Source organism: Rhodococcus sp. SJ-3 (assembly GCF_051918125.1).
Taxonomy (GTDB): Bacteria; Actinomycetota; Actinomycetes; order Mycobacteriales; family Mycobacteriaceae; genus Rhodococcus.
In genome coordinates this window covers 2,799,109-2,819,272 of the sequence record NZ_CM123306.1, presented here as the reverse complement: position 1 = coordinate 2,819,272, position 20,164 = coordinate 2,799,109, and the positions used below count along the sequence as shown (strand labels likewise).

General features: G+C 65.1%; 19 protein-coding genes. 4 read left to right on the top strand and 15 right to left on the bottom strand.

What is annotated here, in order from left to right; translation table 11 throughout:
- Positions 1–56: 56 nt before the first annotated feature.
- The 3 genes from ACTDXD_RS12995 to ACTDXD_RS12985 form a co-directional block, all read right to left on the bottom strand.
- A complete protein-coding gene (locus ACTDXD_RS12995; RefSeq protein WP_440127397.1) occupies positions 57–1,313 on the bottom strand; it encodes a DUF4185 domain-containing protein in 1,257 nt (418 codons plus the stop codon).
- 133 nt (positions 1,314–1,446) lie between these two features.
- Positions 1,447–2,685, bottom strand: coding sequence for an RNA polymerase sigma factor (locus tag ACTDXD_RS12990; RefSeq protein ID WP_440127396.1), 1,239 nt, complete (start codon positions 2,683–2,685; stop codon positions 1,447–1,449).
- An 84-nt stretch (positions 2,686–2,769) separates the two neighbouring features.
- Positions 2,770–3,456 (bottom strand): YciI family protein, encoded by a 687-nt coding sequence (locus ACTDXD_RS12985; protein ID WP_440127395.1) that lies wholly within the window; start codon positions 3,454–3,456, stop codon positions 2,770–2,772.
- Between the two features lie 269 nt (positions 3,457–3,725).
- On the opposite strand from ACTDXD_RS12985, the gene leuA reads away from it, so the two are divergent.
- The 4 genes from leuA (at position 3,726) to ACTDXD_RS12965 (ending at position 8,263) form a co-directional block, all read left to right on the top strand.
- On the top strand, positions 3,726–5,537 hold the full coding sequence (gene leuA / locus ACTDXD_RS12980; RefSeq protein ID WP_440127394.1) for a 2-isopropylmalate synthase: 1,812 nt from the start codon (positions 3,726–3,728) through the stop codon (positions 5,535–5,537).
- Positions 5,538–5,802: 265 nt separating this feature from the next.
- Positions 5,803–6,180: an SHOCT domain-containing protein gene (locus tag ACTDXD_RS12975; protein ID WP_169690686.1), complete on the top strand. Its 378-nt coding sequence runs from the start codon at positions 5,803–5,805 to the stop codon at positions 6,178–6,180.
- A gap of 126 nt (positions 6,181–6,306) precedes the next feature.
- A complete protein-coding gene (locus tag ACTDXD_RS12970) occupies positions 6,307–7,560 on the top strand; it encodes a MurT ligase domain-containing protein (protein WP_440127393.1) in 1,254 nt (417 codons plus the stop codon).
- Positions 7,553–8,263 (top strand): type 1 glutamine amidotransferase, encoded by a 711-nt coding sequence (locus tag ACTDXD_RS12965; RefSeq protein ID WP_440127392.1) that lies wholly within the window; start codon positions 7,553–7,555, stop codon positions 8,261–8,263. The genes ACTDXD_RS12970 and ACTDXD_RS12965 overlap by 8 nt, the downstream gene beginning before the upstream one ends.
- Positions 8,264–8,268: 5 nt before the next feature.
- On the opposite strand, the gene ACTDXD_RS12960 is transcribed toward ACTDXD_RS12965, so the two are convergent.
- The 12 genes from ACTDXD_RS12960 to ACTDXD_RS12905 form a co-directional block, all read right to left on the bottom strand.
- Positions 8,269–9,084, bottom strand: a complete 816-nt coding sequence (locus ACTDXD_RS12960) for an alpha/beta fold hydrolase (RefSeq protein ID WP_440127637.1) — start codon at positions 9,082–9,084, stop codon at positions 8,269–8,271.
- Between the two features lie 158 nt (positions 9,085–9,242).
- Entirely contained in the window at positions 9,243–10,139 is an 897-nt protein-coding gene (locus ACTDXD_RS12955) for an SDR family NAD(P)-dependent oxidoreductase (protein ID WP_440127391.1), read from the bottom strand.
- A gap of 5 nt (positions 10,140–10,144) precedes the next feature.
- The gene (locus tag ACTDXD_RS12950) at positions 10,145–11,050 is read right to left on the bottom strand and encodes an LLM class F420-dependent oxidoreductase (RefSeq protein ID WP_440127390.1); all 906 of its coding nucleotides are present in this window, start codon (positions 11,048–11,050) and stop codon (positions 10,145–10,147) included.
- A gap of 132 nt (positions 11,051–11,182) precedes the next feature.
- Complete coding sequence (locus ACTDXD_RS12945; protein ID WP_440127389.1) at positions 11,183–11,728, bottom strand: hypothetical protein; 546 nt, start codon at positions 11,726–11,728, stop codon at positions 11,183–11,185.
- A complete protein-coding gene (locus ACTDXD_RS12940; protein ID WP_440127388.1) occupies positions 11,725–12,936 on the bottom strand; it encodes an MlaD family protein in 1,212 nt (403 codons plus the stop codon). Before ACTDXD_RS12940 ends, ACTDXD_RS12945 begins: the two co-directional genes overlap by 4 nt.
- Positions 12,933–13,994 (bottom strand): MCE family protein, encoded by a 1,062-nt coding sequence (locus ACTDXD_RS12935; protein WP_440127387.1) that lies wholly within the window; start codon positions 13,992–13,994, stop codon positions 12,933–12,935. Before ACTDXD_RS12935 ends, ACTDXD_RS12940 begins: the two co-directional genes overlap by 4 nt.
- Positions 13,991–15,106: an MCE family protein gene (locus tag ACTDXD_RS12930; RefSeq protein ID WP_440127386.1), complete on the bottom strand. Its 1,116-nt coding sequence runs from the start codon at positions 15,104–15,106 to the stop codon at positions 13,991–13,993. Before ACTDXD_RS12930 ends, ACTDXD_RS12935 begins: the two co-directional genes overlap by 4 nt.
- Positions 15,103–16,140: an MCE family protein gene (locus ACTDXD_RS12925; protein WP_440127385.1), complete on the bottom strand. Its 1,038-nt coding sequence runs from the start codon at positions 16,138–16,140 to the stop codon at positions 15,103–15,105. Before ACTDXD_RS12925 ends, ACTDXD_RS12930 begins: the two co-directional genes overlap by 4 nt.
- Complete coding sequence (locus tag ACTDXD_RS12920) at positions 16,137–17,159, bottom strand: MlaD family protein (protein WP_440127384.1); 1,023 nt, start codon at positions 17,157–17,159, stop codon at positions 16,137–16,139. Before ACTDXD_RS12920 ends, ACTDXD_RS12925 begins: the two co-directional genes overlap by 4 nt.
- Positions 17,156–18,358 (bottom strand): MCE family protein, encoded by a 1,203-nt coding sequence (locus ACTDXD_RS12915; RefSeq protein WP_440127383.1) that lies wholly within the window; start codon positions 18,356–18,358, stop codon positions 17,156–17,158. The genes ACTDXD_RS12920 and ACTDXD_RS12915 overlap by 4 nt, the downstream gene beginning before the upstream one ends.
- Positions 18,359–18,444: 86 nt before the next feature.
- The gene (locus ACTDXD_RS12910; RefSeq protein WP_440127382.1) at positions 18,445–19,308 is read right to left on the bottom strand and encodes an MlaE family ABC transporter permease; all 864 of its coding nucleotides are present in this window, start codon (positions 19,306–19,308) and stop codon (positions 18,445–18,447) included.
- Complete coding sequence (locus ACTDXD_RS12905) at positions 19,308–20,117, bottom strand: MlaE family ABC transporter permease (protein ID WP_440127381.1); 810 nt, start codon at positions 20,115–20,117, stop codon at positions 19,308–19,310. The genes ACTDXD_RS12910 and ACTDXD_RS12905 overlap by 1 nt, the downstream gene beginning before the upstream one ends.
- Positions 20,118–20,164: the final 47 nt, after the last annotated feature.

Genomic DNA, 20,164 nt, shown 5'->3' with positions numbered 1-20,164 from the left:
GGGTACAAGTCCAGGAAGCAAGCTTACCGATGCCGACGGCCTGCGCGGCTCTCGCCCTATCCGGATACGGTCGTGTGCAAAAGCATGACGTTGTAATCGCTCCAGCGTGAGACCGTGAAATAGAGGTCGTCACCGGTCGACCACGGATGGATGAACGGCGCATAGAGACCCCCGGCCCGATCGTGCGTCACGAGCGGGCGAGGCTCACCCCACGGACCCTCGGGCGATGCGCTGGTCCGCAGTTCGATCGCGCCGTCGGCGTCGTCGCCGTAGAGCATGACGAATCGGTCGCCGGTGAAATGAACCGACAGCTCACCCACCGCACCCGGGACGATCGGCTCAGCACGATCGACATCACCCGGTATCCATCCGTCGGCGGTCCAGTACTCGTACGCGGCGAGGTCGAGGATCCGGTGCTCGGGCACGCGCGAGAGGAACGCAGCGCCGAACCTGCCCTGCGGCGTCCCGTAGTCGTAGAGATAGCCGCCGTGCCGTACATACGCGTGCTGTTGGAAGTTGGCGTTGCCCACCGACAACTGCTGGACACCCGGAATGTCGAGAGGCACATTCAGCCGCGCGGTGGCCGGGTCGACCTGCCAGGTCTCCCCGTTGTCGACGGAGGTGCCGATCATGGACGCGTTGGTCCACCATTCGCCGTGATCGCCCCAAGCCCGCACCGACATGAAGTTGATGTACTGCACGCCGTCCACGGCGATCCCAGCGGTGGGAATCACGGTCTTCTCGATCCCTTCGATCCCGAGCGACCCCACCAGCTCGCGGGAGAAATCAGGAGCGTGCGCATCCACCGGCGAACCGGCGTGAATGTCGCCGGGAACCGGGTCGGGAACGTCGATGCCGTCGGCCAGGCTCGCATCCGAGCTACGCATCAGAATGTTGTGCCGCCACTGTTCACCGGGGACAGTGCAGTCTCCGAAGGTGTCGCCGAAGGCCATGAGAATCCTGCGGTCCGGTCCGGCTGCGCCGTTGTCCCACATGATCGCCAGGTCTGTACCCGAAACGGAGAATCGCCTATCGGTCCGGTTGTCGCTACGCGGTCCGGTGACCCATGCGACGGCCCGCGTGGGCCCTGGCCCCAGGTCCGGTAGCAGGTTCTTCGGCGCTCCGGGCAGGAGATCCGCACTACCACCGCTACCGAGGCCTCCGCTACCGAAACCGCCACTACCGAGCCCGCTACCACTTGGGCTCTCGTGGCCACACGGTTCGGCGCCTGCCTGCACGGCCAATGGCACCGTTCCACCCAGTGCGATGACAAGGGCGCAGCCCCCGATGGCCGCCCTCCTCGAAGACCGCATGAACCACACCCCTCACCACTCGCCTGGTACCAATGTGACTGGTGATACTCGAGTTACTTCTGAGCACAATAGGGCGTCGAGGTACGAACATGCGGGAAGCGCTGATTTCAATCGGGTCACGAACGCACCCGGGTCACTCCCCACCTCCGGCGATGTCGATCTCGACGAGGCGTCGACGCAGCACTCGGGCGATCGACTCGTTGCCCGTCACCGCGAGCGCGGCACGATAAGCCTCCGCTGCCTCGGCGAATCGACCCGCACGACGCAACAGGTCGGCGCGAGCCGGCTCGTACAACCGGCGCAGTTCGGCATTCTTCGGCACCGCAGCGAGCGCGTCGAGCCCCACATCCCATCCATCACGGAACCCGAGCGCAACCGCCCGGTTGATCTCGACCACCGGCGAGTCGGTGATGGCGACCAGGCGATCGTAGGCTGCCACGATCACCGGCCAGTCCGTGCGCTCCCACGACGGCGCGGTGGCGTGCACTGCCGCAATGACTGCCTGAAGCAGGTACTGCCCCGTCGAACCGGCAGCTCGATCGAGCGCAGCCAATCCCTGAGCGATGGAGTTCGCGTCCCACTGGGTTCGATCCTGATCTTCGAGCGGTAACAGTTCGCCACTACCGTCGCGACGGGCGCCGCGCCGGCTGTCCTGGAGCAGCATGAGAGCAAGCAGCGCCCACGCTTCCTCCTCGTCCGGCATGAGCGTGCACGTGAGGTGGCCGAGCCGGATCGCCTCGGCGCACAGGTCCGAACGAATCGGGGAATCCCCCGCCGTCGCTGAATAGCCCTCCGTGAACACGAGGTAGATACACGCCAGCACTTGCGGGACACGTTCCGGCAGAAGATGTTCGGCAGGGAGCCGAAGCGGGATCGCCGCATCCCGGATCTTGGTCTTCGCGCGAGTGAGTTGCCTTGTCACAGCCGATTCGGACTTCAGGAATGCGCGCGCGATCTCGGTCGCTGTGAGGCCGCACACCAGCCGCAGGGTCAGTGCGACCTGCGCATCGCGCGCAAGGGCTGGATGGCAGCAGGTGAAAAGCAAGCCGAGCTCATCGTCGCGCACCGCGCGGTGCTCATCGTCGCGCACCGCACCGTCCCCCGAGCGCGGCAGCGGCGCGAGCGCGACCGCGGCGGATTCCTTCCCATTGCGTGCGGCCTCCCGACGCAACCGATCCACTGCGCGGTTACGGGCCACCGCGGTGATCCACGCTCCGGGGTTCGAGGGGATACCACGTTCCGGCCACGTCCGCAGGGCCTCGACGAAGGCGTCCTGAACAGCGTCCTCGGCGAGGTCGAGATTGCCGAACGCACTCACGACGGACGCGACTGCACGACAATGTTCCGCCCGGAACACCTCCGCCGAGTCCATGCCCATTGCTTACTCGTCGATTGCTTACTCGTCGACTGCTTACTCGTCGACTGCTTACTCGTCGACTGCTTACTCGTCGACTGCTTACTCGTCGACCATGCGCCGCACCTCGACGCTCCCCTTCGGCCCCACCGGGATCCGGCAGGCCAGATCGGCCGCCGCGGCTCGGTCGGGCGCCGACAGGATGTACAGGGCGATCACTGTCTCCTGCGCGTCCTCAGGCCCGTCGGAGAGAATCATCTCGTCGCCGCGGGTCCGCACGGTGGTAGCGGAGGAGGGCGGACGGAACACCGCGACGCCGCGGATGGCGTCGGGTACCGCGCGGAGGGATGCGCTCGCCGAGTGATCGACGGTGCCTTGTTCCGCGTTCTGCGCCTGGTCGCGCACTACCGCGAGCCAGCAGCCGGCCAACTCTTCCGACACGGTCCAGCTTTCCAGCGGCCACAGTTCGGTATAGCCGTCGTCCATACCGGGGATACGGCGCGTCAGGTCCAGCGCTGTATCGAGGTCATCGGCCGCGAAGACGTAGAAACCACCGACCACCACCTCGGCCAGCTCAGCGAAGGGGCCATCCGTGATCAGCGGTGCGCCATCCGATCGGCGGATGGTCACCGCATCCACCGACGGGTACAGAGCAGCCCCGCCCACTATCGCCGCGCCCGCGTATTTCCCGAACTCGTCATGGAGAGCGACCTCCGCGTCGAACTCGTCGGTTCCGGGTACGACCTCCGGCCCGATCTCCGGACCCACCAACAGCGCGAGAAAGTCCATGATTGCCATCCTCTCGTGTCCGTGAGGAGCAGGAAAGCCCCTCACCGTGACGACGAACGAGCAGGTGCCGATCGGACACCGCACCGCCTGCGGACAGCCCCGCGGGCGAAGAGTGGTCTTGCGCGTTACACTGCTTGGCATGCAGCGTGCGCTTCTTCTCGGCCGCCGCGGCGGGATTTGACCAGACCGGCCTCCCGTCGCGGGGTTTCGTCGCGCCGGTCGATATCCTGATCTGGACTCACAAGTCCCCTTTTTTCTTGGAGTACGTCATGTCACCCGCCGACGCTTTCACCTCCGGTTCGCGCAACATCACGCCGCCGACCAAGCCTGCTCCCGCCGACCAGGCATCGTGGAACAAGCAGAAGAACTCATCGATGCCCACCTACCGGTACCGGCCCTTCGCCGAAGAGGTGGAGCCCGTCTCGCTGCCCGACCGGACGTGGCCCGACAAGATCATCGACCGCGCACCGGGTTGGTGCGCCGTCGATCTGCGTGACGGCAACCAGGCGCTGATCGACCCGATGAGCCCGGCCCGCAAGCGCCGCATGTTCGATCTGCTGGTCCGCATGGGCTACAAGGAGATCGAGGTCGGCTTCCCGTCGGCGAGCCAGACCGATTTCGATTTCGTCCGGGAGATCATCGAGGACAACGCAATCCCCGATGACGTCACCATCCAGGTGCTGACGCAGTCGCGGCCCGAGCTGATCACCCGCACCTTCGAGGCCTGCGCAGGCGCGCAGAACGTGATCGTGCATTTCTACAACTCGACGTCCATCCTGCAGCGCCGCGTCGTGTTCAAGGCCGACCAGGCCACCGTCAAGAAGATCGCGACCGACGCGGCGGAGCTGGTGATCGAGACGGCAAAGAACTATCCGGATACGAACTGGCGGTGGGAGTACTCCCCCGAGTCCTACACCGGCACCGAACTGTCGTATGCCAAGGAGGTGTGCGACGCGGTCGTCGAGACCCTCGGCGGTACCCCCGAGAACCCGGTCATCATCAACCTGCCCGCCACCGTCGAGATGGCAACGCCGAACGTCTACGCCGACTCGATCGAGTGGATGCACCGGAACCTGGCCGAGCGCGACTCGATCATCCTGTCGCTGCACCCGCACAACGACCGGGGCACCGGCGTTGCCGCGGCCGAGCTGGGTTACCAGGCCGGCGCCGACCGCATCGAGGGTTGCCTGTTCGGAAACGGCGAGCGCACCGGAAACGTGTGCCTGGTGACGCTGGGCCTGAACATGTTCAGCCGCGGCGTCGACCCGCAGATCGACTTCTCCGACATCGACGAGATCCGGCGCACCGTCGAGTACTGCAACCAGCTGCCCGTGCCCGAGCGTCACCCCTACGGCGGCGACCTGGTGTACACCGCGTTCTCCGGCAGCCACCAGGACGCCATCAACAAGGGCATGGACGTCATGAAGGCCGACGCAGACGCCGCGGGCGCCGATGTCGACGACATCATCTGGGCGGTTCCGTACCTGCCGATCGACCCGAAGGACGTCGGTCGAAGCTACGAGGCCGTGATCCGCGTGAACTCGCAGTCCGGCAAGGGCGGCGTCGCGTACATCATGAAGCACGACCACGGATTGAACATGCCGCGCCGGCTCCAGGTCGAGTTCTCGCAGGCCGTGCAGAAGGTCACCGATGGCGAAGGAGGCGAGGTCAGCCCGAAGGAGATGTGGGACATCTTCAACGAGGAGTACCTGGCACCCGTCACGCCGCTCGAGCGCATCAAGCAGAAGGTCACCGCAGCCGAGACCGACGACGGCGAGGACACCGTCGTCGCCCTGCTGAAGGTCGACGGCGTCGAGAAGGAGATCACCGGTTCCGGTAACGGACCGCTGGCAGCATTCGTCGACGGCCTGGAATCCCTCGGCTATCAGGTGGCGGTGCGTGGCTACGCCGAGCATGCGATGTCGGCCGGTGACGACGCCAACGCCGCGGCATTCGTCGAAGCCGACGTGACACGTCCCGACGGCACCACCGCTCTGGTGTGGGGTGCGGGTATCGCACCGTCGATCACCGTAGCGTCGCTGCGCGCAGTCGTCTCGGCAGTCAATCGTGCCCACCGCTGACGCGATGAAGGTGAACCGCGCTCACCGCTGACGAAGCGATCAGCTCCCCCGAACGCGGCGGGGCCCCGTCGGGGCCCCGCCGCGTTCGTCGTCCGGCCCTGGAGAACTCAGAGTTCGCATTCCCCTGCAACAGGACAATCCCGGCTGTAATCTGCGGATGGCATCTCGACTCGATCGCGTTCTGCTTTCCGGAAAAGCGCGGTACTCCGTCGAAATCCGAATTGGGTTCGTGCACATGATTGTCCATACGTAGACGGAGAATTGCATGGAATTCTGGGACATCATCTGGTACATAATCGTATGCTTCGCCTTCATCGCTTACCTGATCATGCTGTGGATGATCATCAGCGACCTGTTCCGGAATCGGGAACAGTCCGGCTGGGTCAAGGCGATCTGGATCGTCTTCCTGTTCATCGTCCCGTGGCTCACCGCCCTGGTGTACCTGATCGTGCACGGCGACGGAATGGCGAAGCGGTCGGCCCGCGAAGCGGCCGAGTTCAAGTCGGCACAGGACAACTACATTCGGGACGTCGCAGGAAAAAAGTCTCCTGCGGAACACATCGCGGATGCGAAGGCACTCCTCGATTCAGGCACGATCACCGAGGACGAGTTCCAAGCCCTCAAGGCGAAAGCTCTGGCCTGATCCCCTCTGATCCGCCCCGATCGGCGTGATCGAACCGCGTCGCGCGAACATGAATCCGCAACCGTGTCTCATCACGCCGATCGGGCAGGGTACGAGTCCGTAACACGGCTGTGGAAAACTCGGCGCGTGGCTACAACGACGGGGATCTCGGCTCGCGGACGCATCGCGTTGCGCGCGGCCGAAGCGGCTGCGTGGGCATCACGCAAAGCCGGACGAGGTAACGGCTCGATGATCGGCGGGCTCATCGCCCTCAAAATCGATCCGGGGCTGATGACGCAGCTCGGTCGCGGGCGCCGCACCGTGCTGGTCACCGGCACCAACGGAAAGTCCACGACCACGCGGATGACCGCGGCCGCGCTCGAAACCATCGACGCCGTCGTGACCCAACCCGATGGTGCGAACATGGACGCCGGTATCGTGTCGGCTCTCGCCGCGAACCGCACCGCGCGACTCGCCGCTATCGAGGTCGATGAACTCCATACCCCGCATGTCGCCGATTCGCTGGAGCCCGAAGCGATCGTGCTGCTCAACCTCACCCGAGATCAGCTCGACCGCGTCGGCGAGATCAACATGATCGAACGCAGGCTTCGCGCGGGGTTGCAGGGGCACACCGACGCAACGATCATCGCCAACTGCGACGACGTGCTGGTGACCTCCGCCGCTTTCGACAACCCGAACGTCGTGTGGGTCGCCGCCGGAGCCGGGTGGGCCGGCGACTCGGTGAGCTGCCCCCGCACCGGCGAACCCATCGTGCGCGAAGGCAACCACTGGTACAGCACCGGATCGGACTTCGCCCGTCCGACGCCCGACTGGTGGGTCGACGAACACAATATCTACGGGCCCGACGGGCTCGTCCTGCCCTTGAAGCTGACGCTGCCTGGGCGTGCGAACCGCGGCAATGCGGCGCAGGCCGTGGCCGCCGCCGTCGCACTCGGTGCGGATCCCGCGAAAGCTGCGGCAGCCACATCCGTGGTCGAAGAAGTCGCGGGACGCTACAAGACCGTGCAGGTCGGGCCACATTCGGTCCACATGCTCCTGGCAAAGAACCCCGCCGGCTGGCAGGAGGCACTGTCGATGATCGATCCGACGGTCGACGGCCTGGTGATCGCGGTCAACGGTCAGGTGCCGGACGGCGAGGACCTGTCGTGGCTGTGGGACGTACGTTTCGAACACTTCGAGAATGTGCAGGTGGTCGCCGCAGGTGAGCGCGGCACCGACCTGGCCGTGCGGCTGACGTACGCCGGAGTCGAGCACACACTCGTCGCGGATCCGCTGCGCGCCATCGCCTCGTGCCCTCCCGGACGCGTCGAGGTTCTCGCCAACTACACGGCGTTCCGGGATCTGAACACCGCGATCGCCAAGGGGGCTACGAATGTCTGAGTCGACAGTGCGGATCGGCCTCGTCCTGCCCGATGTCATGGGCACCTACGGCGACGGAGGCAACGCACTGGTGTTGCGCCAGCGCCTCCGCATGCGCGGCCACAACGCAGAGATCATCGAAATCGGCCTGGACGATCCCGTCCCTGATTCACTCGACCTCTACACACTCGGCGGCGCCGAAGACGCGGCACAGCGCCTCGCGACACGCCACCTTCAGCGCTACCCAGGTCTGCAGAAAGCGGCGGAACGCGGCGCACCCGTCCTGGCGATCTGCGCGGCGATCCAGGTGCTCGGGCACTGGTACGAGACTTCGGCCGGTGAGCGCGTCGACGGTGTGGGCCTGCTCGACGCGACGACGTCACCGCAGAAGACCCGGGCGATCGGGGAGATCGTCATCACCCCGAGCATCCCGGGCCTCACCCTGCCGGTCTCCGGTTTCGAAAACCACCGGGGCGGAACGACGCTCGGATCCGATGCGAGCCCCCTCGGCAAGGTGACCCGAGGCGTGGGCAACGGCGTCGGCGACGGAAGCGAAGGCGCGGTGCAGGGTTCGGTCTACGGAACATATCTGCACGGCCCTGTGCTGGCACGCAATCCCGAATTCGCAGACCACCTGCTCGCTCGCGCACTGAACGTCGAATCTCTGCCCCCACTCGACCTACCGGAGGTCGAGCAGCTCCGCCGGGAACGATTGCGCGCGTAGAAGTCTCAGTTCTGTGCGACGTGGCCGAGAATCAGACCCGCCAGTTCCTCCGGCACCTCATCGGGGATCCAGTGACTGACCCCGGCGAGTGTTTCGAGGCGGTAGGGCGCCGCGACGTAGCGGGGGTTGGCGTCGACCGCGGCGCGCCCGATCGCAACGTCGGCGTCGCTCCACACCATCAGTGTGGGCACCTCGACACGGCCGAGACTCGAGCGTGGATCGGTCAGCGGTAGCGAGCGGTACCAATTCAGCCCGCCCCGGACCGCAAGGCGATCACCCATGCGCTCCACGTCGCGCGCGGCGGCAGCCGGCGTCTGCCCCGTCCTTCGCAGGACGGCATTGCTCACCGCGGGGACGGTCAACAACCTTTCCGGAATCCACGGCAACTGGAAAGCCAACATGTACCAGGACTTGAACAGTTGCGTGCTGGTGATCATCGACCGCAGGAAAGCGGCGGGGTGCGGTACCGACACCGCGGTCAGCGTGCGCACCACATCCGGATGCCGCGCGGCCGACGCCCATGCGACGGCCGCACCCCAGTCGTGGCCCACCAGGTGGACGGGACCTCCCCCCACCTTCGCGATGAGGGCCTCCACATCGGCGATGAGATGGAAGAGGCGATAGTCGCGCCGACGCAGCGGTCGCGCAGACGGGGAATAGCCGCGCTGATCGGGCGCGATCGTGCGATATCCGGCCTCGTTCAGCTTCGCCGCAACGCCGTCCCACGACCGAGAATCCTGCGGGAAGCCGTGCAGCAGGACGACCGGTTCGCCGTCGATCGGGCCTTGATCGCGCACGTCGAATGTCAGGCCGTCGCGCATGACAGCATCGATTCGTTCCCCCACCGAACTCCTCCCCGATCGCCCCCTGAACAGGGGTTCGGCCCGTCGATACGCTTTCGCGTTCTCCGGGCCGGATCTCTGCTTCACGAGCCTCTGTCGTCCTCGGACGTCTGCTCGATTCGCACTTTCGATGTTATCTACATCACACCGCCTGCGTCAAGAGGCCGCGCCGATTCTGCGCCGGCCAGGATCCGCGACGGAACATGGTTCGCCCAACCGGATTCGGGCCAGTTGAACCAACCCGACGATGCGAAGGTCCCGCCGTCCGGGTGCAACGTCGTCCCGGTGATGAACGCCGACAATTTCGATGCAAGGAAAACCACACTGTTCGACACATCGGTGACGTGTCCTGCCCGGCCCATCGGGATCGCGACACGGAGCCCGTCGGGAGTGGACAGGGACGAATCACCCCCGCCGAGGGAGGCCAGCTTGGCGAGATTGGGAGTCGGAACGTAGTCGGGCGCCACATTGTTGACCCGGATGCCGTCAGGTGCAACCTCGATCGAGAGTGTTCGCGCGAACTGCTCGACAGCCGCCTTCGCCGCCGAGTAGACAGCGAAACCCGGCGCCGCCCGGTGCGCTTCGATTGTCGTGAGATTGATGATGCTGCCACCGCGACCACCGGCCTGCATCCGGGGCACCGCGAGTGAACACGCGTGGAGCACGTGCGAGAGGTTGGTACGCAAGATCGCGTCCCACCCCTTGGCACTGGTGTCGACGAACTGCGCCCGGAAAGTTCCTCCGACGATGTTGACGAGGGAGTCGACCCGGCCCCACCGCTCGTCGACCCGATCGAACAGCGCGGTCAGCGCGTCGGGGTCGCGGACGTCGCCCTGCGTGACGATGCAGTCGACGCCCCGCTTGTCAAGTGAGTCGCGTAGTTCTTTCACCGCAGCGTCGTCGAGGTCGATGACAGCGGGACGCACCCCGTTCGCGGAGAGATCCTCCACGATAGCGGCACCGAGACCTCCGGCACCGCCGGTGATCACGGCGACAGTCCCGTCCAATTCAGCACGTTCTTCGAACCAGCCCATGCCGCTCACCCTCGCCCGATGTAGGTGGATCCGAAGGACTCGAGGAACTCGACGGTGGCCGAAAGACTCTCGATGGGGCACGACACCAGCACCCAGTCGACTCCGGCCTTCTCCAGTTGGTCGAGCACGTCGCGATGCCTGTCGACGTCGACGGTGGGCGAGGAGATCTCACTGCTGTACGAATAGACGACATCGATGTGGTCGGTGCGACCTGCCGTGACCGCTTCCGCACGGAGCTCGGCGATATCGCCGCCGAGTTGCTCGACCGGGCCGAGTTCTGCGGTGCGTGCCGTCGTACTCAGGGTCGCGCCACCGGACATCGGCATCCACCCCTGGGCGCGCTGCGCAACCCGGCGCCTGGTCAGTTTGGAGTTGCCTCCGATCCAGATCGGAATCGGATCCTGAACAGGGCGGGGTCGGGCGATGATGTCCTGTGCGCTGAAATGCCGCCCCTGGTACGAGAACGGTTCGCCGCTCCAGTGCAGCGGGAGCACATCGAGCGCCTCGTCGAACAGTGCGTTGCGCTCGTCGAAGTCGACGCCGAGCGCGTGGAATTCACGCTTCTGATAACCCGTTCCGATGCCGAGGGTGAACCGACCACCGGACAGCTTGTCCAAGGTGGCCGCTGCCTTCGCGAGCAGGAACGGATTGCGGTAGGGAACTACTGCGAGATAGGTGAGCAGCCTCAGCCGCTCGGTCGCGGCGGCCACGTAGCCGAGCGCGACGAATGAATCGAGAGTCTGATGCCCGCCGCGGTCGAGCCACTTCGCGCCCGGTGCCGGATGTTCACTGAACGAGAGTGCATCGAATCCTGCCCGTTCCGCCGCGACGGCGACATCGCGCAGCGGGCCCGGGTCGAGAACATCGCCGTCGGAACCACTGATCTCGGGGTAATGGAAGATGAAGCGCATCGCCTGCCTCGTCGCACCTGAGAATCCGACCAGGATTCTGAATCGAGAAAACTATCCTTCCGATTCAAGATAGTCAGATTCGCACGTGATGCAACAGGGTCTGGGCACAGCCCGGCCTCCGGTGCGTGGTCGCTACTTCGCGTCGGCACCGTCGAGCATCCACCTGCCGTCGATGCGCTCGAGTGTGATGAGGAACCTCGTCGCATCGGTCCGCCCCTCCGGGACGACGACGTTCTTCACGTCCTGATCGAGGAACACCAGCACCGTGGCCGTGTCGCCGTCGAGGGTTTCGAGTCCGGCGTGGGAGACCGTCGCGACCGACGCGCCCTGCCCGTTCTCGACGAGTCCGCGCAGGTCACCCGCGACACCCGAGTACTTCGCCGCGAATTCCTCGGTGGAGGCCGCAGTCACGGCCGCAAGTGAATCGTCGAACGACTGGTAGTCGTAGGTGCCCAGAGTGGTCGCATACTCCCGGGCAGCGGCGACCGCATCGGTGCGCAGAGACTCGGTCTGCTCGGCCTGCCACCACCGGAAGCCGCAGAAACCCGCGGCGAGAGCCAACAGGACGATCACCGCGATGGCAACCGCCCCTCCCTTCCCGGAGCGGCGAACGGGCTCCTGTTCCGATTCGTCGCTCTCGGTGGCGACGGCGACGTCGGCGGGGTTCTCGTCGATCAATTCCCGAGTCCTTCCAGGAGTTTCTGCCAGTAGTTCAGGACCTCGACGCCCGTCGGGATCAGGAGGGGGTCGTCGGCCATATCCGGCCCGGACACGGCGCCCGGAGTGGTCTGCCCCTGCAATCCCAGATCGTTCGGTCTTGGCGCAACACGTGCTCCGCGTTGGGAGAGATCTTCTCCTGGCGGGCAGTACAGGGAGCGGTTGGGCTCACGCGGACTCTCATCACCGACCATCATCCGCTGGGTGTCGTAGACGCAGACCGGTCCCTGCGTTCCGACCAGCGAGAAGTCGGCGCGGTCGCCTTTGACGATGCCCGAGAGGTCGGCGAGCGTCGCGGGCATGGCATCGAGGAGCGCAGAGGCCGCGGGTGCACGCGGGCCTGCCACCTCTCCGATCGTGACGAGATTGGTCATGAGCACGCCGAAGTTGTCCTTCGTACCGGCGAACAGTTCTTCGGTACGTGCAAGCGCTTCGGGTGACCGGCCGAGCAGGTACACCAGCGATTCTCTGCTCCCGACGAGCTGGTCCGACACGTCGCGGAAGGCACGCATCGAACCGGGGAAGCTCTCCGAGTTGCGCGCGAGGGAGTCGATCAGTCCGAGGCCTTCGTCGAGCAGTGTCGCAATGGTCGGGGCGCGTTCGGCAACCATTGCAGACAGGGAGTCGGCGTTCTCGAGCAGTGCTTGCAGTTCCGGTCCCGTGTCGCGGAGCGCGGTGCCCCATGTATCACCCAATGACACGATCGAATCGGCGTCGATGCTCTCGACGAGCTCGGTCATGTGCAGCAGCAGTTCATCGAGACGCATGCCCTGCATCTCCTCCGGCACCCGGAGTGTGTCGCCGCTGGTCAGATACGGTCCGTCAGCGGTCTCGGGCTCGATGTCCAGCGCGAGGATGCCGATGGCCGTCGCAGTGGACACCCGACCCACACTACCGACAGGGATCTGTGTTCCAGGATCGAGCGCGAGTTCCGCTGTGGACCCGACACCGCCGGGATTGATCGTGACCGACTCGACCGTTCCCACCGCGACGCCGCGATAGGTGACCGAGGTGCCAGGCCCGATACTGCGTGCATCGGCCAGTGTCGCTGTCAGTTCGACGGCGCCGCCGAGGCTCTGCGGGCCGAGCACATAACGGACGCCGAACAAGGTTGCGAAAATGCCGACCAGCACGAACGCCACCAGCTGAACGAGAACGGGGCGGGTCATCGGAGTCCACCTTGCAGCAGGTCGGCCAGGTCCGACGCGATGTCGACGGGCTGTGATGCGTCGGTCTCCTCGCCGGGCGGCATACCGCCGGTGACGAGCAGATCGATCGCGGCAGGAATGTCGAAAGCACCGTCGAAGAGCAGATAGTCGCCCCGCACCGCCGAGTTGAAGCCGGCGATGAAACCGTTGACGTTGACGAGCATCGACCCCACCGTGGCGTTGAAGTCGCGGATTCCCGCAGTGATCTCTGCGAGGTCGTCGACCGCAGTGCCGATCGTGGCGTCTTCGGCCATCACCGTATCGATCGACGACACCGCTGTTGCCGTGCTCGACACCAATGTCCGGAGGTCCTGCTGCTGCGCGGCAAGGAGCCCGATCAGAGCCGTGCTGTCGGCGATCCCGTTGTCTATCAGCTCCTGCTGCTGCGCGAGCCGCGCGGTCACCGAATCGACGGCTGCGAGCGTCCGGTCGAGATACTCGGTGTTCTCGTCGGCCAGCGCCATCGTGGAGTCGAGCTTCGTGAGCATCGTACGGATCGACTCCCCGCGGCCTCCGAAGGCAGCATCGAGCTCGGTGGTGATGGTGCTGAGCTGGTCCAGCCCGCTGCCGTTGACGACATTGCCGAGCATCGCGAAAGTGCTCTCGATGTCGGGTCCGAGCTCGGTCCGGGTGATGGTGTCTCCTTCGGCGAGCAGTTCCTTCGATGCCTCTTCCGGCAGGTCGATCTGGATGTACGGACTGCCCAAAGCCGAGGGCAGACGAACGGACGCACCGACGTTTGCCGGGAGATCCACGGACTCGTCCATGCTCAGCTCGACGAACGCCTGCTTGCCGTCGGTGGACATCGAGTACACGCGGCCCACGATGGCCTGTCCGGCCCGGACCTCCGCACCGAGATCGACACGGTCGGCGCTCTCGAAGACCGCGGTCACGATGAAGGTGGATCCTGGCCCGGTCCGGCCCATCGGCAGACTCTGGAAGCTCAAGCCACAACCCGACGTCAACAGGCCGACTACCACAGCGAGGGCGACGAATACGATCCTGCTCCGCCGTGTCATCGCGGACCTCCTTCTCCCAGAGCGCGATCCAGAGACTCGGGAACAAGGTCTTCATACGGATCGGACAGGTCGAACGGCACGGTGAGCGGATTGGTGAAACCTGCGCCGGTACACAGCGGCAGGCGTTCGCGAGCGCACAACTCCTGCGCGCGAGGGAATTGACTGATCTGAGTCGAGATGTTCAGACGGATCCGGCCACGTCCGTTCTCTCCGATCGCCTGGTCGATGTTCTGCATCGCAAGGGGCAGGACGTCGAACAGCTCCGCCAGCCCCACCTCGTTTGCCGCAAAGGTGTCGGTGAGGACACGAGCATTCGCCATGACCTGTTCGACGTCACCTCCGCGCTCGGCGAGGAGGGTGTCGAGCTGATCGAGGATCGTGCTCAGTTGGGAGATCGGTGCCGACACATCGAGGTTCTGCCGCTGCAGTTCCTCACCGAGTTCGGCGACACCGTCGACCAGCTCGGTGAGTGATCCCTCACGAGAATTCACCGCGCGCACAGCCGCCCCGAGATCATCGATCAGTCCGCCGATGTCCTCGGACTTTGCTCCGACCACCGAAGTCGCCTGCCCCAGCGCAACGATCGCCCGGTTCATCTGCTCACCGAGGCCCTCCGTCGCGTCGGCGGACACTTCCAGCGTTCGACCGAGATCGCCGCCTTCGGGCCCCATCGCGGCCGCGAGCGTGTCGACGCTCTCGAGCATCTCGTCCCAATTGATGGGTGAATGACTACGTTCGACAGGAATCACGCCGTCGTCGCCCAACTGCGCTCCGCCGCGGTAGGCAGGCGCGAGCTCGACGAACCGGTCGCTGATGACCGACGGGTTCATCACGAACGCCGTGACATTCTCGGGCAAAGCGATATCCGACGGCACAGACATCGTCACCTCGACGTATGTCCCGGCGGGACGGACTTCTTCGACGGTGCCGACGGGCAGGCCCAGTACCGCGACATTGCTCCCGGGGTAGATTCCACTCACGGTGGCGAACTGCGCGGTGACGGTGCGGGTTCGGTCCGGACCCACCACGTACCAGACACCGGCGGCGCACAACGCCAGCACCGCAACGATCGCGACGCCGCGAATCAGCCATGTCTTCGCAGTCGGATTCACTTGCAGCCCTCCATCACTGCGATGGAGCACAGGAAATTGTCGGGGATGGGACCAGCAGGTGCATGCACGTCGACCCACGTCCCGTTACCCGACGCGTTGGTGGCAGCGCGTAGAGCGGACGGGAATTCGAGGAGGATGCGGTCGATGTTGTCGGCGTTCGCCGCAAGCGTGTCGGTCACCGAACGCATGTTCACGACGAGGGCGTTCAGGTCGTCGGAGTTGTCGGTCAGGAACGTCTCGGCCGACTCCGTGAGCGTTCGAAGATCCTCGACCAACTGGAAGAGCGCGTCCTTCCTCGCGGTGAGAATGTTCACCACCGCAGTAGAGTTCTCGACGAGCGCGGCGACATCTTCGCTCTGATCGGTGACGATCGAAGTGAGAGATTTCGAGGCCTGGAGCAGGGAAGTGATGCGAGCGTCGTTGCGCACCAGCATCTGCGAGGTCGCTTCCACCCCCGCGAGTGCGGAGGAGATCTGCTCCGAATCGGATGGCATGGTGTCGGCGAGGGTCTGCATCATCGCCTCGAGTCCTTCGACGTCGAGGCCGTCGGCCACGTGCTCGGCATCGGTGGCGAGTTCGTCGAGACTGTACGGAACACCGGTGCGGGCCAGGGGAATCAGACCGTCATCGAGCTCACCTGCTCCAGCAGGCTGCACCGAGAGATAGACCTTCCCTAGAACGGTCTGGAGCTTGACCTCGGCGCTCGTCCGGTCGCCGAGCATCTGCGACCGGTCGAGGCGGAAACCGACGATCAAACGATCACCGGACAACTCCATCGACTCCACCCGTCCGGCCGGAACACCCGCCACATACACAGGATCGTTCGGCTCGAGTCCTGCAGCATTCGCGAGTTCGGCCGTGTACGAGTCCGTGCGCAACCAGTACACCACCGTCGGGGCCGCCAATGCCACCAGCATGAGCACCGCTACCAGCGCCATACCTGCGATCCCCAGCACGATCGGGTTCGCATTCCGATCGTGTCTACCGGAGAAGATCGCAGCGAAGGTGTCGCGAAGTGTGCGCCCGAGACTCATCGGCACACCTCCGAGTAGGTCGACCCGAAGATGTTGGTCTCGAAGTCGTTCGATTCGATCGTGAAATTGCACATGTAGAGGTTTAGCCAGCCGCCGTAGTCGCCGATCCTGTTGATCTTGTGCCCGAGCTCGGGCAGCAACGCCATCGAGCGGTTGAACTCGTCTGTCTGCGGAACCCAGGCATCGGTCATGACTCGTAGGTCGGTGACGGTGGTATCGAGCGGTGCCACCGCACCGGCCATCAACACCGCGGTGGACCGCACCGCAGTGGACCCGCGATCGATGAGTGTGGCGAGCTGATCGGTGTCGCCCGCGAGCGCCTGCCCCACCACATCCATACCCGAGATGAGTTGTGATATTTCGTCGCTTCGCCGGTCGACGACGGTGACGAGTTGTTCGAGGTTCACGATGACGTCGCTCAACACCTGTTCCTGCTCGACGATGTCGGTGCTGACGGAAGCCACGTGCAGAAGCAATGATTCGAGGGTCGCGCCCTGCCCTTGGAAGGCGTCGACGACCGAGGCGGCAAGGGAATTCATCTGCGCCTGGTCGATCGCTTCGAAGAGCGGCTTGAATCCGTTGAGCAGCGCGGTGAGGTCGACGGGAGGGGTGGTCTGCTCGATCGGGATCGTCGAGCCGGGTTCGAGCACCTGACCGGTCGTGTCGCCGGGCAGGCTCAGGGCGACGTACTTGACACCGATCATGTCGCCGTAGTTGATGTCGGCGAGCACGTCGGTAGTGAGCTCGTGTCCGGCCTCGATCTCGAAGTCGATTGCAGCACGGGATGTACCGTCGTCCTGCGGTTCGAATCTCACATCGGACACCTGGCCGATGCGTACACCGGCGAGGGTGACGTCGCTGCCCGGGGTGAGACCTTCGACATCGGTGAATTCCGCGGAGTAGTCGGTGGTGGACCCGACGATGGGGCGTTCCAGGGTGTTGCCGACGAGGACCGCTGCGAGGACCCCTGCCAGGCAGAACCCGGCGAGCTGGATCCCCGGTCCGATATTCGCTCTCACGGGATACTCACCGCCGCTCCTCGTACCAACGGGCCGAGCAGGACCGAAGCCGCGGTGGATGGATCACGCAGCAGCGCTGCAGGATCGGCCGGGTCGACGCCGGCAGAGATCTGTTCGAGGAACCCGATCGGCGCGCTCTCTGCAGCGCCCGACACGACCTGTCTGCGGCTCGTTGCGGAAGTCTGCACCGGGTCGCCGCAGTTCGAGCCCTCCATGCCGGGGTATCGCGGGCAATCCGCACTGGTGTACGGCATGGGATCAGCGAAGTCGGCGATCGCGGTGATGTTGAATCGGCCTGTCGAGAATACTCGTGCGCCCGCTTCACCGAAGATGCCCACGTTCTTCAACGTCGCGTCGAGCCCCTCCGTGTTGCCGGCGAAGGCCCCGACGACCGGCGCTCCGTTACGCACGACTGCGATCATGTTGTCGGTGTTCGCGGAGAGCAGGTCGGCTCCCTGCGTTCCGAGCGCGGCGCCGCCGGACAGGAGACGGGCAATTCCGTCCTCGTGTTCGAGCGCGATCCGCGACAGTTCGGAGGCGTTCTGCATCACGGTGATGACGTCGTCGGTGGCGGCAGACATCGACTCTGCCACGTCCGCCATCTGCGGCGCCGCCGCGATACCGGCGTCGACGAGCGGACCGAGGTCCTCCGTGAGCGCGGCCATCCGATCGATCGTGGCGCCCAGCGCTTCTCCACGACCCTCCAGAGCCTGGCTCACAGCATCGAGTGCGGTGGACAACTGCTCGGGACGCAGCTGTTCGAGCATATCGGCGGCACGATAGTAGAGATCGGCGAGCTGCACGGCCTCATCCGACGTGTCGAAGGCGACCTCGGCGCCGTCCGAGAGTCGCGGGCCGATCTCCGGATTCTCCGGCGGGACGAGCTCGATGAACACGTCGCCGAAGAGCGTGCGCGGCACGATCCGCGCTACCACGGACGCGGGAATCTCGGTGATCCCGTCCTCGCCCAGTTGCATGGTGAGGCGAGAGCTTGCGACACCTGCGTCGATACCGATGACGGAACCGACATGCACTCCCTGGTACTGCACCCCCGCGGCACCATGGATCAGGCCGGCTTCGGCCGGGACTGTCGCGTTTACCTGCGGATCACGCGAGAGAGCACCTGAGCCCGACGCCACGAGCAGTCCGCCGATCACGATCAGGACGACGGACGCGATCGCACCGATGACGGCGAGCATGCCCCTGCTCGGCCCTCCCGTCCGGTTCCTGCGTTGCCTTGCAACTTTGCCCCCGGTTCTCGACCGTTCGATGGTGGCATTGCTCGTCACGACAGCCCGACCCCCGGAATCGTCGGGACCAAACCCCACAATGCGAAGGTGAGAACCACATCGGTGACGCCGATTGCGAGGATGCTCGTGCGCAATGCCCGTCCGGCAGCACGGCCGACGCCTTCGGGTCCGCCGGACGCGTAGAATCCGTACGAGCAGTGGACGATCGCGACGATCATCGCGAACACCACGGCCTTGGTGAGTGAGTACCACAGGTCGGACGGGGACAATGCGAGATGGAAGTAGTAATCGTAGGTTCCCGCCGAGTTCCCCTGGAAGTTCACGACGACGAGTCGGGTCGCGACGTACGATCCGAGCAGGCCCACCATGTAGATCGGGATGACACATACCGCAGCCGCGATGAGACGTGTGCTCGCGAGGAAGGGGACCGATCGCACGGCCATCGCGTCGAGTGCGTCGATTTCGTCGGAGATCCGCATCGCCCCGAGCTGCGCGGTGAACCCGGTACCGACCTTGGCGGCCAACGCGATCGACGCGACGACCGGAGCGAGTTCGCGGGTGTTGGCGATCGCGGAGAGCATCCCCGACAGCGACGTCATACCGATGAGTTCGAGCCCTCGCTGGGTTTCGACACCCACCATCATGGCGGCAACCGCGGACATCGCGAGCACGATGCCTATCGTGCCGCCACCGGCGAGCAGCGACGCGTAACCGAAGCTGACTTCCCCGATGTGACGCAGGACGTGTGAGAAATACCGGTGCAGCGCCGTGGGAATACCCGCGACAGCACGGAAAGCGAAGACGACGTGTCGGCCGACTTCTGCACATCCGTCGACCACGGCGGCGAACGGACGCGCTGCCGCCGACCGCGCTCGCGCCGCGGTGGAATACGAGATCATCAGTACGTACCCACTGCCGGTACCATCACCGTGTACATCTGGGACAGAACGGTATTGACGACGAACACCATGATGAAGGCGAGCACCACGCCTTCATTGACCGCATCGGCAACACCACTCGGACCACCTTTGGCATGAAGTCCCTTGAACGACGCGATCAGAGCAGATGTGACACCGAAACAGGCCGATTTGACCATGGCCATGACGAAGTCCGACAGGCGTCCGTACTCGGACAGGGTACGGAGGAACGCTCCACCGGACCCGTCGTTGAGATAGATCTCGTACAGGTAGCAGGCGCCGATACCGACGACGGTGACGAGCGCGCACAGGACAATCGACACGAGCACCGATGCGATGAGGCGGGGGACCACGAGACGGTCGATCACGTTGAGGCCCAGGACCTCCATCGCATCGATCTCCTCGCGAATGGTGCGCGAGCCGAGGTCGGCACAGATTGCCGAACCACCGACCCCTGCGAGCATCAGCGCGCACACCAGCGCCGCTGCCTGCCCCACGACGACGAACGATACGATCGCCCCCGAATAGGCGCCGGCGCCGAGTTGCCCGGCGAGGGATCCCACCGACACGGCGATGAGCACGCCGATCGGCAGCATGAGCAGAAGTGAAGGCCCGCTACATACCCTCGCGATGAACAGTGCCTGCGTAAACGTCTCCCCCAGAGACAGTTTCCGCTGGATGACCACACGGAACGCCGCGACGAGCGTCTCGAGCGAAAAGCCGACCAACGCACCGATCTGGATAGCAAGATCGTGCGCCGGACCTTTCGCCTTCGGAAGCTCGAATGCCACGTTCCCCACCCCCTCGGTGTCTACTGTTCGCGTGCCGGGCATCGACG